At 51.8% G+C, this 15,241-nt stretch carries 14 protein-coding genes; 1 reads left to right on the top strand and 13 read right to left on the bottom strand.

The genetic code is table 11. From position 1 onward, the window contains the following. Positions 1-30 precede the first annotated feature (30 nt). The 4 genes from hflX to J7445_RS03345 form a co-directional block, all read right to left on the bottom strand. On the bottom strand, positions 31-1,221 hold the full coding sequence (hflX, locus tag J7445_RS03360; protein WP_070656119.1) for a GTPase HflX: 1,191 nt from the start codon (positions 1,219-1,221) through the stop codon (positions 31-33). Positions 1,222-1,247: 26 nt separating this feature from the next. Further along, on the bottom strand, positions 1,248-2,027 hold the full coding sequence (locus J7445_RS03355; RefSeq protein ID WP_070656117.1) for a ferredoxin--NADP reductase: 780 nt from the start codon (positions 2,025-2,027) through the stop codon (positions 1,248-1,250). 282 nt (positions 2,028-2,309) lie between these two features. Continuing rightward, positions 2,310-2,768, bottom strand: coding sequence for an META domain-containing protein (locus J7445_RS03350; protein WP_070656115.1), 459 nt, complete (start codon positions 2,766-2,768; stop codon positions 2,310-2,312). A 92-nt stretch (positions 2,769-2,860) separates the two neighbouring features. Next, the gene (locus J7445_RS03345) at positions 2,861-4,018 is read right to left on the bottom strand and encodes a trans-sulfuration enzyme family protein (protein WP_070656113.1); all 1,158 of its coding nucleotides are present in this window, start codon (positions 4,016-4,018) and stop codon (positions 2,861-2,863) included. A gap of 181 nt (positions 4,019-4,199) precedes the next feature. Here J7445_RS03345 and folE2 point away from each other — a divergent pair, with 181 nt between their 5' ends. Further along, positions 4,200-4,973, top strand: a complete 774-nt coding sequence (folE2, locus tag J7445_RS03340) for a GTP cyclohydrolase FolE2 (RefSeq protein WP_036490819.1) — start codon at positions 4,200-4,202, stop codon at positions 4,971-4,973. Positions 4,974-5,129: 156 nt separating this feature from the next. Here the strand turns inward: folE2 and J7445_RS03335 are convergent, their stop codons facing one another. The 9 genes from J7445_RS03335 to J7445_RS03295 all read right to left on the bottom strand — a co-directional run bounded on the left by J7445_RS03335 (position 5,130) and on the right by J7445_RS03295 (position 14,999). Then, on the bottom strand, positions 5,130-5,681 hold the full coding sequence (locus J7445_RS03335; RefSeq protein WP_070656111.1) for a hypothetical protein: 552 nt from the start codon (positions 5,679-5,681) through the stop codon (positions 5,130-5,132). Positions 5,682-5,834: 153 nt separating this feature from the next. Continuing rightward, entirely contained in the window at positions 5,835-6,203 is a 369-nt protein-coding gene (locus tag J7445_RS03330; RefSeq protein WP_070656110.1) for a nucleolar protein, read from the bottom strand. 133 nt (positions 6,204-6,336) lie between these two features. After that, the gene (locus J7445_RS03325; RefSeq protein WP_209283134.1) at positions 6,337-8,259 is read right to left on the bottom strand and encodes an ATP-binding cassette domain-containing protein; all 1,923 of its coding nucleotides are present in this window, start codon (positions 8,257-8,259) and stop codon (positions 6,337-6,339) included. A 348-nt stretch (positions 8,260-8,607) separates the two neighbouring features. Next, positions 8,608-9,375 carry an amino acid ABC transporter ATP-binding protein gene (locus J7445_RS03320; RefSeq protein ID WP_003742260.1) on the bottom strand — a complete coding sequence of 256 codons (768 nt, stop codon included), beginning with the start codon at positions 9,373-9,375 and terminating at the stop codon, positions 8,608-8,610. Positions 9,376-9,384: 9 nt separating this feature from the next. After that, on the bottom strand, positions 9,385-10,101 hold the full coding sequence (locus tag J7445_RS03315) for an amino acid ABC transporter permease (RefSeq protein WP_039855727.1): 717 nt from the start codon (positions 10,099-10,101) through the stop codon (positions 9,385-9,387). Further along, positions 10,091-10,915: an amino acid ABC transporter substrate-binding protein gene (locus tag J7445_RS03310; RefSeq protein WP_186805567.1), complete on the bottom strand. Its 825-nt coding sequence runs from the start codon at positions 10,913-10,915 to the stop codon at positions 10,091-10,093. Before J7445_RS03310 ends, J7445_RS03315 begins: the two co-directional genes overlap by 11 nt. A 334-nt stretch (positions 10,916-11,249) precedes the next feature. After that, entirely contained in the window at positions 11,250-12,359 is a 1,110-nt protein-coding gene (locus tag J7445_RS03305; protein ID WP_049231418.1) for an SGNH/GDSL hydrolase family protein, read from the bottom strand. A gap of 114 nt (positions 12,360-12,473) precedes the next feature. Continuing rightward, complete coding sequence (gene patB / locus J7445_RS03300) at positions 12,474-13,547, bottom strand: peptidoglycan O-acetyltransferase PatB (RefSeq protein ID WP_070656101.1); 1,074 nt, start codon at positions 13,545-13,547, stop codon at positions 12,474-12,476. 15 nt (positions 13,548-13,562) lie between these two features. Next, the gene (locus J7445_RS03295) at positions 13,563-14,999 is read right to left on the bottom strand and encodes an MBOAT family O-acyltransferase (RefSeq protein ID WP_070656098.1); all 1,437 of its coding nucleotides are present in this window, start codon (positions 14,997-14,999) and stop codon (positions 13,563-13,565) included. Positions 15,000-15,241 lie beyond the last annotated feature (242 nt).

The raw sequence follows: 15,241 nt of genomic DNA, 5'->3' as shown, positions 1-15,241 counted from the left end.
AGAAACAACGACAGTCAAAACACCTTGTTTTTATTCGGCTTCGCAGTTTTCAGACGACCCCTTTCCGCCGTTTTCCAACGCCCGTTCAATCATCGCCTCGCGCAAAGCGTCCAAGCCCAGACTTTTCGTCACCGAAATATTCACGCCGACGGCGCGTCCCGAATTGTCCCGCAACACGCCCGCATCGCGCACGCCTTCCGGCAGCAGGTCGATTTTGTTGTACACGACAAGCTGAGGCACTTCATCCGCGCCGATTTCTTCCAAAACCACATTCACATCGTCCATCTGCCGCTCGAAATCGGGATTGGACGCATCGACGACGTGCAGCAACACATCCGCCAAAGCCGTTTCCTCCAGCGTCGCCGAAAACGCCGACACCAGCTTGTGCGGCAAATCGCGGACGAAACCAACCGTATCCGTCAGAATCACACCCGCCTCGTGTGACAAAAACAAACGCCGCGCCGTCGTATCCAGCGTGGCAAAAAGCTGATCTTTCGCCAACACGTCCGCCTTGGTCAGACGGTTGAACAGGCTGGATTTGCCCGCGTTGGTATAGCCGACGATGGCAAAGGTTTTCAGACGACCTTCCATCCGCGATTTGCGGCGCGTGGCACGTTGTTTTTTCACTTGCGCCAACTGTTTTTTCAATGCCGTGATTTTCTGCCCGATTAAGCGGCGGTCGGTTTCCAACTGCGTCTCGCCCGGCCCTTTCAAGCCGATACCGCCCTTCTGGCTCTGCAAATGCCCGTAGCCGCGCACCAGCCGCCCGCTCAAATGGTTCAACTGCGCCAGCTCCACCTGCAATTTACCCTCTTGCGACTGGGCGCGTTTGGCAAAAATCGCCAAAATCAGACCCACGCGGTCGAGGACGCGGCATTGCAGGATTTTTTCCAAATTGCGCTCCTGCGTCGGCGTCAATTCATGGTTGAACACCGCCAAGCCGATGTCGTGCAGCTTCACCGCCGCCGCCAGCTCCTCCGCCTTTCCCGTACCGACGAAATAAGCCGTATGCGCCTTGTCGCGCTTGGCAGTTTCCCGCAACACCAGCTCGCCGCCCGCCGCCGCGACCAATTCCGCCGCCTCGTCCAAGGTCGTCTGAAAAGTCCGCTCGCGCACTTCGTTCGCGCCCGAATAATCCGCGCTCAACATCACCCCGACCAGCATCACGCGTTCGGGTTGCTCCAAAGATTTGTCAACGGGGAAAATGTTGCGTTTGGACAAGGAAAATCCTTTCTTTTTCAAAGGGCTTAAAACCCGTTTTCCATCATGATTTCGCCGGGGATGCGGTTGCGGTGCATGGCGAAGCCCAAGTCCATCAGGGCTTGGAATGTGTCTTTGACCATGGCGGGATTGCCGCAGACCATAAAGCGCGTATCCGCTTTGGTGAACTTGAATCCCGCGTATGTTTCGAGGCTGCCGTCTTTCAGCAGCTCGGGAATGCGCTTGCCGCTCAACGCGCCTTCGGTTTCCTCGCGCGTGGTAATGGGGACGAAGCGGAATTTGTGGAAATATTCGCCAATCAGCGGATGGTCTTTCAACGCTTCAACACGTCGTCTGAAAATCAGTTCATCGGCGAAAGAAACCGAGTGCGCCAAAATCAAGCGTTCGAAACGCTGCCAGATTTCGGGCTGCTCGATGATGGAAAGGAAAGGCGCGATGCCCGAACCGGTGCAGAGCATGACCAAGTCCTTGCCGTCGGGGAAGCGTTCGGGCAGGAGGAAGCCCGTAGCGGTTTTGTCGAGCAGTATGGTGTCGCCCTCTTTCATCACGGCAAATCGCGCGGACATGGGGCCGCCTTCGATCAAAACGGCAAAATATTCAAGCGTGTCGGCGTATTCGGCGGACACGACGGAATACGCGCGCCAGATAAAGCCTTCGCCGTCGCGAAACCCGAGCCGCGAAAACTGTCCTGCCGAGAAGCGGTAGGATTCAGGGCGGCTGATGGCAAAAGTCATCAGTTTGGGCGTATGGTGTTTGATCCACAGGATTTTTTCTTCGGTGAACTTTGCTTCGGGCGAGGCTGCCATAATGGGGATCCTTGTGTGTGCGGGATGGAAACAGGAGATATTATACCCGTTCGCTTGGCGAAAGGTCGTCTGAAAACCTGGTTGTCCGGTTTTCAGACGACCTTTAAGCCGAACTATAGTGGATCAAATTTAAATCAGGATAAGGCGACGAAGCCGCAGACAGTACAGATAGTACGGAACCGATTCACTTGGTGCTTCAGCACCTTAGAGAATCGTTCTCTTTGAGCTAAGGCGAGGCAACGCCGTACTGGTTTAAAGTTAATCCACTATAAAACTCAAAATTTACGGCTGACGGCGCAGGCGCATGGTTTTGCCGTTTTGCTCCAAAATCAAATCAGCGCCGTCGAAACGATAGTTCCACACGCTTCTCATGTTCAAGAAAGCCTCTTCCAGCTTCATGTCTTCACACAACATCATCGACGTCGCAATCGGACCGAAATTGATTTTGCCCGAACCGACTTCTTTTGCTTGAAGCATTAAATGATTACAACCCATCTTGCCATGCGCCTTGGGCATTTTGCTCAAATCCAAAAAAGCCGTTCTGCCCGCCAAATCTTTTTCGGTGAATTTGTCGAAAGAAACCACAAACCATTTCGCCGCCAAAGCCGACGTTGACGCTTGACGCGGTTCGGATGGTTTTTCAGACGACGTGACAGGTTGGGACTGCTGCGGTTTTTCAGCAGGCGAAGTACAGGCGGTCAGAATGATTGCGGTCATAAGGGTGGGGATCAGGGTTTTCATGATTTTGCCTTTCTAACGTGGGGTCAGCTAAAAGGTCGTCTGAAACCGCTTTAGCAAAACCCGCTACGCACTTTTCAGACGACCTCTTTATCTTACAGCGTCGTATCCAAAGCTTTGGAAATATCGTTCCAAATATCATCTGCGTCTTCGATACCGATGGAGAAACGCAGCAGGCCGACTTTGATGCCCATTTCCATTTTCACATCATGCGGCACGCCGCTGTGGGACTGGGAATAGCAATGGTTGACCAGACTTTCGACACCGCCGAGGCTGGACGCCATTTTGACCATATCCATGTTTTTAATCACGCTGTTTGCCGCTTCGCGCGTATCGTTTTTGAGGTAAACCGTTACCACGCCGCCTATGCCTTTGGGCATTTGGGTTTTCGCCAGTTCGTAATGTTCGTGAGACGGCAGTCCGGGATAGAACACTTTTTCCACGGCGGGATGGGCTTCAAGGCGGCGGGCGATGTCAAGCGCGTTTTTGCAGTGCGCCTCCATGCGCAAGGCGAGCGTTTTGATGCCGCGCAACACCAGCCAGCAGTCCATCGGGCCGGCAATCGCGCCGGCATGCACCATCATGTCGTGCAGCGGTTTCGCCAGTTCTTTGGTTTTGACGGCGACGATGCCCATCAATACGTCGGAGTGTCCGCAAAGATATTTGGTAGCGGAGTGGAACACGATGTCGCAGCCCATCTCCAGCGGCTGTTGCAGATACGGCGTGGCGAAGGTGTTGTCGATGCCGACCAATGCCCCGGCGGCGTGGGCTTTGGCGGCAAGCGCTTTGATGTCCACCAATCTCAATAGCGGATTGGACGGGGTTTCCAGCCAAACCAGTTTCACATTGTGCGCGGCAAGCAACTCGTCCAAGCGGTCGGGGTTGCCCAAATCGGCAAAAACGACGTTCACGCCCCACGCTTTATATACGTCAACCAGCAAGTCATACGCGCCGCCGTAAATGTCGGCCACGGCAACGATGGTATCGCCCGGACGCAGGAATGTGCGCCACACGGCATCGATGCCCGCCATACCGCTGGAAAAGGCAAAACCCGCCGCCCCGCGTTCCAAATCGGCAACCGTGTCTTCCAAAACCTGACGGGTCGGATTGCTCAGGCGCGAATAGCGGTAGGGAACCTGCTCGCCGATTTCGTGCAGCGCGAACATACTGTTCTGATAAATCGGCGGCATCAGCGCGCGGTTGTGTTCGTCGCAATCGTAGCTGGAATGGATGACTTTGGTGGCGAATTTCATCTCGGCTCAACCTTGTAAAGATATGAATAATTCAGGATTTTATCACTATCCGAAAAATAGAAACAATCAATGCGGACACGGTTTGCAAGTGATATAATCTCGCATTTGCAAAACGGACGGCATGAATCCGTTTCCAAACGACACACATCCCAGCAATCCGACAATTAAGGACAAACAACGCATGAACGCCATTGCAGACGTGCAATCCAGCCGCGATTTACGCAATCTGCCGATTAACCAGGTCGGTATCAAAGACCTTCGCTTCCCGATTACTTTAAATACCGCCGAAGGCAGCCAATCCACCGTCGCCCGCCTAACCATGACGGTTTTCCTGCCCGCCGACCAAAAAGGCACACATATGTCGCGCTTCGTGGCATTGATGGAGCAACAAACCGAGGCTTTGGATTTCGACAGGCTGCACAAACTGACTGCCGAAATGGTTGCGCTTTTAGACTCCCATTCCGGCAAAATCAGCGTTTCCTTCCCCTTCTTCCGCAAAAAATCCGCCCCTGTTTCCGGCATCCAATCCCTGCTCGACTACGACGTTACCCTGACGGGCGAAATCAAAAACGGCGCATACAGCCATAATTTGAAAGTGATGGTGCCCGTGACCTCTTTGTGTCCGTGTTCCAAAGAAATCTCGCAATACGGCGCGCACAACCAACGTTCGCACGTTACCGTCAGCCTGACCGCCAACGCCGAAGTCGGTATCGAGGAAATCATCGACTGCGTCGAAGCGCAGGCAAGCTGCCAGCTCTACGGCCTGCTCAAACGCCCCGATGAAAAATACGTTACCGAAAAAGCCTATGAAAACCCGAAATTCGTGGAAGACATGGTGCGCGACGTAGCCACCGCGCTGATTGCCGACGGACGCATCGAAAGCTTCATCGTCGAGAGCGAAAACTTCGAGTCAATACACAACCACTCGGCTTACGCCTATATTGCGTATCCTTAAATAAGCAAAAAAATCGAAAAGGTCGTCTGAAAACCGAAAAATCCGTTTTCAGACGACCTTTTGTGTTCGTGGATTTATTTCATAGAACTTCATTTAGGACAAGTGTAATGTCCTTCTTATATTTAGTTTAAAGCTTCTACCCGGTTATCTAAATTATCACATTCGCCCCAATTCCCTTTGCAGGGCTTGGATGTTTTGTTGGCGGTCGAGCACCGCGCTTTGCAGACTGGTGATTTCCTGTTGGTTGACATGACCGCCTTTGGCTACGCGGGCTTGAGCCAGAGATTTTTGCGCTTCACCCAACGCTTTACGTTCGTTGCTCAATTCCGTTTCCAAAATCGAACGGCGGCTAGTGCTGCCGGAAGACTTGGGCGCAGGCGTTGCAGCAACTTCAGGAGCAGGACGAATGGGCGCAGGCGCGGGATTTGCCTTAGCGGGATTTTTAGGGGCGGGTTTTGCGTTACCGGCTCGTTTCGACGGAGCTTCAGCAGCAGGTTCCGACATTTCAAAAGCAGGAGCGTCGTAGCGCGAGCTGCTGTATTTGCCTATGGTCGGTAAATCTGCCGAATGGCAATTTCCCGATGGGCGGGAAGTATAGACAACTTCGCCGTTGACTGTACAGGTATAGATCTTGGGGGAGGCTTGTGCGCCGGATACGGCGGGAAGCATCAATAATGAAGCTGCCAATGCGTAGAGTGATTGTTTCATGGTAATGTCGTAATGTGAAATAAGTAATTGTTCGATAAATATTGTATTCAAATGTAATAGTATAACAATCCTGGCTTATTCTCTCAAATAGGACGGCTGGCTTTTAAAGCTGAAACTGTGCAAACCGTCTTATTCGTTTTAGTGAAAACTGCTTCACTCGTTTTCAGACGACGTTTGTGCGGCTTTATCCGATTTTTTGGCGCGTGATTTGGCGTTTTTGCTCTTTGCATCTTGCTCTTGCGCTTTTTCCCGCGATTTTTCTTTTGAACGCGTCTTTTTGGGTCTGGCTGCTTTTTCTTCGGTATCGCTGCTTAATTTGTTGATTTTCAGACGGTATGCGCCACCTTGATGGCTGCTGATTTTGGGCAGGTCTGCACCTGTGCAGTTTCCCGAAGGTTCGGATGTATAGGTTTTACTATTGCCTGAATGGCAACTGAAGACGGCTGCTGCAGTGTGAAGGGATAAGCCCAAAATGAGGGAGGATGCAACGATGAGTGCTCCTTGCTTGATTCGTGAACGCATATGTTTTCCGTAGTTTGAGTTTTCAGTCGACCTATTTTTGTTTTTATGCAGTCCGGCAATATTAAATCACTATGCCAAACTATATTTTTATCAGCTTCTGAAGGCAGATACGGAAACTCGGGCAACGGGATATTTATAGTTGTGTAAATTCTTCGTCGATTTCCGTCAGGATTTGCTCCAGCTCTTCTTGCCACAAAAGCCAGTTTTCTTCTATTTGTGTTAATTTTACTTTAATTTCTGTTAACTGTGTGAGTGTTTGTTGTAATTTTGTTTTATTTTCGTCCGAATAGGCTTCTTCTTGTGCCAAAAATGCTTCACATACCGTTTGAATTTCAGAAAGCTGCGCCATTTCTTTTTCGGCTTTGTCGATTTTCTGTTGTATCGGCTTACCGCGTCGGGCTTTTTCTTGACGGATTTGCGCTTCGATACGCTTGGTGTCTTTGCGGTTTTGGCTTTGTGCGGAAGCCGCAGGCGCTGCTGTGGCGTTTTCTTGCGCCAACCGCCATTGACGATAATCGTTTAAATCGCCGTCAAAGTTTTTCAGACGACCTTTGTCAATCAGGAGGAAGCTGTCGGTAGTCGCTTCGAGCAGGCTGCGGTCGTGCGACACGACGATTAAGGCGCCTTGGAAACTTTGCAACGCGAGCGTCAAGGCGTGGCGCATATCCAAATCCAAATGGTTGGTCGGCTCGTCAAGCAGCAGCAGATTTGGCTTTTGCCAGATAATCATGGCGAGGGCGAGGCGGGCTTTTTCTCCGCCGGAAAAAGGTTCGGTTTTCTGCAACGCCATGTCGCCGACAAAGTTGAAGCCGCCGAGGAAATTTCGGATTTCTTGTTCGCGCACTTCGGGAGAAAGCTGTTGAATGTGCCAAACAGGGCTTTGGTCAGCGCGGATGGTATCGAGTTGGTGTTGGGCAAAATAACCGATATTGAGTTTTTCGGAACGGATGATGCTGCCGGAGAGCAAATCAATTTTTCCTGCCAAGGCTTTGATAAACGTAGATTTACCGCTGCCGTTAACACCCAATAGCCCGTAGCGGGCACCGCTTTCCAGCGACAGGGTAATGTTGTGCAGGACGGTTTTGCCTTCGTACCCCAAATCAGCGTGTTCCAGCTTCAGCAAGGGATTGGGCAGATGGTCGGGATTGTAAAACTCGAAGGAAAACTCGCTGTCCAGATGCGCGGGAGCGATGCGCTCGAGCTTCGCCAATGCCTTCATGCGGCTTTGCGCTTGAACGGCTTTGGTGGCTTTGGCTTTGAAGCGGTCGATAAACGATTGCAGATGTTTGATTTGCGCCTGCTGTTTGACATAAGCAGCTTGTTGCTGCGCGAGACGCTGCGCACGTTCGGTTTGGTAAAAATCGTAATTGCCGCCGTATTGCGTGAGTTTTTGCTGCGACAATTCAATAGTTTGAGTGGTGGCCGCATTGAGAAAATCGCGGTCGTGGGAAATGATGATTTGCGTGCAGGGTAAAGAGGCAAGATGGTTTTCCAGCCACAAAACGGTTTCCAAATCCAAGTGGTTGGTCGGTTCGTCAAGTAAGAGCAGATCGGCGCGGCAAATCAAGGCTTGCGCAAGGTTCAGGCGCATACGCCAGCCGCCGGAAAAGGATTTGACGGGACGGCTGTGTTCTTCTTGTGAAAAACCGAGTCCGTTCAACAATTTCGCCGCACGGGCCGGCGCAGTATAAGCGTCGATTTCTTCCAATTTGGCATGATATTCCGCCTGTTTCATGCCGTCATTTTGCGCTTCCGCCTGCGCCAAGGTCGTCTGAAAAGCCTGCAACTCGGCATCGCCCTGCAAAACGTAGTCCAACGCGGAGATGTCCAAGTCGGGGGTTTCTTGGGAAACGGAAGCAATCCGCCAATTTTTCGGAATCGAGACATCGCCGCCATCCTGAGTGATTTCACCCTTGATTAAGGCAAACAGGCTGGATTTGCCCGTCCCGTTTTTACCGATCAAACCGACGCGCTGACCGGGATTGACGGTGGCGTTGGCTTTGTCGAGCAGGACTTTCAAACCGCGTTGCAGGGTGAGGTTCTTGATTTCAATCATGATGGTAAGGGACGGGCGGAAAAATGGGAAAGGCGGTATTTTATAGCGAAAACAGCATTATAGTGGATTAAATTTAAATCAGGACAAGGCGACGAAGCCGCAGACAGTACAAATAGTACGGAACCGATTCACTTGGTGCTTCAGCACCTTAGAGAATCGTTCTCTTTGAGCTAAGGCGAGGCAACGCCGTACTGGTTTAAAGTTAATCCACTATATGTCGCCGTCCGTTGATGCCGTAGCGCTTCAACGTGAATCCATGATGGAAAAAAGGTCGTCTGAAAACGGCGAATAGTGTTAACGAAACTCACTATGCCTGTTTTCAGACGACCTTTGATGTAACGAAACGGCTTAATGTCGATAATCCGCCGAATCTTTACGGATTTGCCGCAGGAATTTCTGCGTGCGTTCGTGTTTAGGGTGTTCGAACAATTCTTTCGGACTGCCCTGCTCTACAATGACGCCGCCGTCCATGACGACGACGGTAGTGGCGACTTCCAACGCAAACTTGATTTCGTGGGTCACGACGACCATCGTCCAACCTTCTTGCGCCAATTCTTTCATGGCGTTCAATACGTCTTGCACCAATTCAGGATCGAGCGCGGAAGTGGGTTCGTCAAACAACATCAGCTCGGGCTGAATCGCCAATGCGCGGGCGATGCCGACGCGCTGCTGCTGACCGCCGGAAAGCTGGTAGGGATAAAGGTTAACCTTGTCGCCCAAGCCGACTTTTTCCAGCAATTTCAGCGCTTCTTCGCGCGCTTGGGCAGCAGGTTTGCCTTGTACGGCAACCGGACCCTCCATCACGTTTTCCAACGCGGTTTTGTGCGGGAAAAGGTTGTATTGTTGGAACACCATGCCGGATTTGCGGCGCAGAGCCAAAATGTCGTGCTTTGTCGTTTTTTTGGAAAAATCGATTTTCAGCGGTCGCTCGTTGTCGAACTCGATTTGCCCGTCTTCTGGCATTTCCAGCGCGTTTAAGCAGCGTAAAAACGTCGTTTTGCCCGAGCCGGAAGGTCCGAGGATGACGACCACCTGCCCTTTGCCCACATCCAAATCGATGCCGCGCAAAATGGTGTTTTCGCCGAAGGTTTTGCGGATATTGCGAATTTTAATCATGGCTTTCCCTTATTTGGCGACATAGCGGTCGAAGCGTTTTTCCAAGCGCGCCTGAATCAGGAACAGCACTTTGCAGAAACACCAGTAAACCAAAGCGGCTTCGATATAGACGGGCAGGAAGTCGTAGGTACGGTTTGCCGTTTCCTGAGCGACGCGGAACAATTCCGTTACCGTTACCACCGCCGCGAGCGAGGTGTTTTTAAACAAGCCGATAAACTCGTTGCTCAAAGGCGGCACGGCGACGCGGAATGCCTGCGGCGCGACGATGCGGCGGAAAGTCTGCATATAGGTCATGCCGATGGAGAAACCCGCCTCCCACTGCCCTTTCGGCACGGATAAAATCGCCGCGCGTATGGTTTCGGAAGCGTATGCGCCGACATTAAGCGAGAAGCCGATGATGGCGGCAGGAATCGGATCGATGAAAATGCCGACGGACGGCAGCCCGTAAAACACAATCACAAGCTGCACCAACAGCGGCGTCCCCCTGATGATAGAAATATAAGTTTCCACCAGTTTCAGCAGGATTTTCCGCACGATGCCGCCCGCAGGCATAATCCGCACCAAAGCCACGGCGATGGCGATCACCATCCCGATCAGGAACGATGCCACCGCCAGCGGCAGCGACACCATAAAACCGGCTTTGACCATAGGCAAAAACGCGCTGACAATCATGTCGGCGCGTGTTTCCGTCATAAACGGCAGCGAAGCAAGAAAATTATTTAACACTGATGTCTTTTCCGAAGAATTGTTCGCCCAGTTTTTTCAGCGTGCCGTCAGCTTTCAGCTCGTTGATTGCCGTGCTGAATTTCGCCACGACTTCGTCATTGCCTTTATTGACAATCAAGCCGGAACCGACTTTTTCATCGGCAGGCGCAGACCAAACGATTTTCACGCCCGCATTCGGGTTTTTCTTCAGATAGTCTAAAACTGCCAACTCATCGTTCAACGTCGCATCGGCACGTTTTTGTTCAATCAGGGTCAGCGATTGCGCCAAACCGTCCACCGGTACGAGTTCCGCACCCGCGGCTTTGGCTTTTTCGCCATAGTTGCTGGTCAGAGACTGCGCGGTTTTGACGCCTTTAATGTCGTCAATGGATTTGATGTTGCTGTCGTTACGCGCAACCAAAACCGCTCCGCTCCAGCTGTAAGGTTCGGATTTGTCGAATGTCGCTTGGCGTTCGGGGCTGGTCAGACCGACTTGGTTTGCCACCACGTCGAAACGTCCCGCCTTCAAACCCGCCATCATCGAATCCCATTGCGTTTCTTTAAACTCGACTTTCACGCCCAGCTTGTCCGCCACAGCGCGGGTAACTTCCACATCGTAGCCGGTCAGCTTGCCGTCTTTGTCGTGGTAGGTAAACGGCGCGTAAGTGCCTTCGGTACCGACGGTAATCGTACCTTTATTGTTGATACGCTCGATTAAAGAACCGGAAGCGTTGGCAGATTGGGCGGGAGCAGAAGAAGACGCGCTGCCGCCCTCTCCGCCGCAGGCTACCAAAACCAATGCGGTCATGCTGCCGAGTACGAATTTTTTCAACATAATCTTCTCCTGAAGAAAAAGTGTGCGAGGGCAGCATTCTAAGTGAAATTACGGCAAACACAAAGAATACTTTCTTATAACGCTTATTCCGAATCGGATAAAGGAAGCCGAAAAACCTGCATTTTTCAAGCAAAGGTCGTCTGAAATCTGCTTTCAGACGACCTACCCATCGTTCAAACCAAGATTCGGATCGGTACTCACTATGGTGGTGCTAAGCTCAAATTCCAAGTGAAGGTCTTTCTGTTTTGCCTACGGTTTTCAGCCTTAAATGAAAATACAACGATAGCTTGATATAGCAAAAGGTCGTCTGAAAACTTTTCAGACGACCTTTTGTTTAATCCGCCATTTGTATCAAGCTGTCGGCGAGACGGTCGGCGGCTTGGCGGTAGCCTTTGCCTGAGAAGTGGACGCCGTCTTTGGCGGCAAGACCTTGGTTCATCCAGCTTTTCATGCTGCATTCTCCACCCATCGCGTTTTGCCACGACCAATACATGATTTTTTCGTCACGGGCAATGCGCTGCTGCATTTGTTGGATGCTGCTTAAAGTGGTTGGGCGTGTGCCGCAGCTTCCTGAAGTGCTTTTAAGGGATTCAGGTGCGCCGAGAATCAGGATGCCCGCGTCGGGCAGGCTTTGTTTGATTTGGCGGATGTAGCTGCGCCAGCTTTGTTCGGTGGCTGTGATGTCCAAATCACGGGCAAAGGCTTCGTTGGTGCCGTAGGCGATGATAACGAGGTCGGCGCGGGTTTGGGCAAGGTCATCCTGCCAAGAGGGACGCCATTTGGACCAGTGGGTCAGTTGCGCGCCGTTGATGCCGAGTGCGGAAACGGTTACGCCGCGTCCGGGATTTTCGATATTGATGTAGCCGATGTCCCAAGGCATGGAGCTGCTGAGGGTCAGCGGAAGGAGGCTGTTGCTGCGGATGATTTGCCAGCCGCTGTTTCCGGCGGGAACTTCGCGTCCGTTGAACGACAGGGTTTGTTCGGGCAGGACGGGTTTGGCGAAAACGGAAATCTGCCTTTCGCCGCTGCTGCCGTCTTTGGCGCTGATGGTAACGCTGCTGCCGTTGGCTTTGGCGATGATGCCGCCTAAGGGGAAGTCGTCTGAAACGCTGCGGCTGCTGACGGTTTGCCACGAGCCGTCATAGCGGACGGCTGAGCTGCGCTGACCTTTGACGGTAGAGGGGTAAACCCAGCCTATGCCGCCGTCGCCCCATTTTTGTTGGAGACGCAGGCGCAGTTGTTCGGTGAAAAGGTCGCCGGCGGTGTGTGAATCGCCGATTTGGAGGATGCGGAATTTGCCGTCCGAGCTGCGGTCGAGTTTTTTGAGCTTGGAGAGCCATGTGGGACGGCTGCTGCCGTAATTTTCCAGCAGCATATCGGCAGCGGGTGCGGCGGCAGACAGGCACAATGCGGTAAGGGATACGGACAGGGTTTTGATGTTCATGAGTTTCCTGTGTGTGGTTTTCAGACGACGTCTTTTGACGCGGCGGAGGGCTATTGTAACGAAAAAGACGGCATTGGATAAACAAAACGCCGTCCTTTTGTTGCCGATACGGGCTTAACGTGCGGATAATTGTTCCGTGCGTTCTTCGCCGTTCATTTCAGGGGTCGTCTGAAAAACGATTTTTTCCATGATTTTATCCGCGAGCAGTTTTTGTCCTTCAGCAGAGAAGTGGATGCCGTCTTTGCTGCGGTAGCGGATGATTTTTCCATTGATGTTGACCGAGTCGGCGTAGGTGTCCGAGCCGTTGCTGAGGAGCTTGTCGGTCGGTATCCACAAGGCTTTTGGACTGATCTCGTCTGCTAAAAGTTTGTCGAGATATCGCATTTGCTTGTTAAGTTTTGCCTGTTTCATATAAGGAATGCCCATCCAAATGACTTGGACATGGTGTTGCTCGGCGGCGGTCAGGATGCGGTTGACGCGGCTGAGGTATTCTTCCGACCATTCGGGCGAGGCAAATTTCAGGTATTTTTTGCCTTTCGGGAAGTCCCACGGGTCATTAGGACCGAGGAAGACGACCAAAAGGCGGATATCGGTTTGTTGTTTAAGCGTCTGCTCGATGGTGTTCGGCCAGTCGAAAAACTTGGGATAGGACAGTCCGGTGCTTTGTTTGCTTAGATTCACCGACTGGATACCGTATTGTTTTTTCAGGCTTCTTTCGACAAAAGGCGCAACGCCCTGCATCATCGAGTCGCCCGCAAAAAAGACCTTGTCGCCTTGTCCAAGAACGATATTGGCGGGCGGGGCGATAGGGAGACGGTGCGTGTCAGGCTGTCCGCCGTTTTGTGCCGTTTGAGGTTGGCGTCCGTCGGCGGGACGGTTTTTTTCATGCGGTTCGGACGCATTGAGTGCATCTTGTTCAGACGCCCCGTCGTTTTGAGCGATTTGAGGCTCCGGTTCGGCAAGCGTAGGCTGTCCTGCCAAACGTGCTTTGAGGTCGTCTGAAAAAGCGTAAGCGTTTTGTTGCAACTGTGCGCCGGTGCGCCACCATTCATATTCGGACAGCGGTTCCAGCGGCGAAGCCTGATGATAAGTCTGCTGCCAATAGGCATTGATGGAGTCTTGGCTGAACCACGCCGCGCCGAAAGTGCAAACCAAAAGGGAAGCAAACAGGGAAATAAAGCGTTTCATATTCTGAATGTCCTTTTAAAAGTCGGCGTAAATAAAGCCCGGAATGCCCGACGGCGCCAATACGATAATCAACACCAGCGCCAGCGTCAGCGGTATAAACCAAAGCCACATCGGCATTTTTTCCAATGCCGCCACTGCGCCGTCAAACAGGCGAAGCAAATACGGGTAGAGCAAAATCATCAGACCAAACGCGGCAAGCAGCAGGATATCCGCCTGATTCGGCGCAGCCCAACCTGTTTCGTTGGCAAATAAGGCATCAAACACCATCTGCGTATCGGCGAGGCTGCCGGTGTTGAACACGACGAAAGTGAAGCAGACGAAATGAAAAGTGACAAACCAGGCAAGCGGACGCAAGATTTTCAGACGACGTGAACCGTCCCGACCGAATATTTTGTCGCCGCAGTTAAGCAAAATTAATGCCACGCCGTGCAGCGCGCCCCAAAGCAGGAAATTCCAGCCGTAGCCGTGCCAAACGCCCGACAATACCATCGCCAGCAACAAGTTGAACTGCGTCAGGATGAAGCCGTGTTTGTTGCCGCCCAACGGAATATAAATATAGTCGCGTATCCAAGTGGAAAGGCTGATGTGCCAACGGTTCCAGAAGTCGCGGATATTGAATGCGCGCAGCGGTGCGGCAAAGTTTTTCGGCAGGCGGAAACCGAGCAGCATCGCCATCCCGATAACCAAGTCCGAATAGCCTGAAAAATCAAAGAAAAGCTGGAAAGTATAGCCGTACACACCCGACAACACGCCCCAGCCGTCAAACTGGGCGGGATTCTCGAAAACGGGCGATACCCAGCCGTCTCCCAGCGCACCTGCCAGCCACCATTTCTTTGCAATACCCAGCAAAATCAAGCACACCGCCAGCGCGGGTCGCACCAATGCGCGCGGTTCGGCAGTCCGAATCTGTTCCAAAGCCCCCGCCTGTTCGCCGTCTATGCTTTTAAACGCCGCCGCACGGATAATCGGCCCGGAAGTAATCGTCGGGAAAAAGCTCAAATGCAGCAGCAACTCATGCCACGCAAAGCGGTCGCCCATCGGATGGCGGCAGCAGTACACCAAATAAGCCAAAGATTGAAACGTGTAATAAGACAGCCCCAAAGGCATCAAGATATCGACAATCTCGCTCTGCCCCGTGTATTGGCGGATAAACGGGCGGAAAAAGTCGAAATATTTGAAGAAACACAATACCGCCAGAGCCGACGCTACTCCGAAGCCCAGCCAAAATTTCCGCACGTTTTCCTTTTCAGACGACATCAAAAGACCGAGCAGATGCACACAGGACGAATAGCAGGCAATCACGGCGGCAAAGATGGGATTCAAGTGATACAGCCAACCCATACCCGCCAGCAGAAGCAAAACATTCTGCACCGACGGCATACGGAAAAATGCCCAATAAAGAGGCAGAAAAGCAATAAAAAATACTGCGAATTCAATCGACAGCAACGGCATAAATGTTCCTTGAAATTTTTATTGTTCGGATAATTCGAAATATAGGTTTAGCAGTTTAAACCAAAACTGCACATTGTAAATAAGTGTTTGAATTTATACAACTAACATTAATCCAAAAAAATGGCCGTTCGTCAAAAGAGTGGGCAAATCAAGGCTTTTGGGATAACACATCAATTTATTTATAATTATTTTATATCTAAATACCTATCCTCACCTATCCTCCTGGAAAAGAATAATATTAT

This window comes from Neisseria sicca (assembly GCF_017753665.1).
Taxonomy (GTDB): Bacteria; Pseudomonadota; Gammaproteobacteria; order Burkholderiales; family Neisseriaceae; genus Neisseria; species Neisseria flava.
This window is presented reverse-complemented; position numbering and strand designations above follow the sequence as displayed.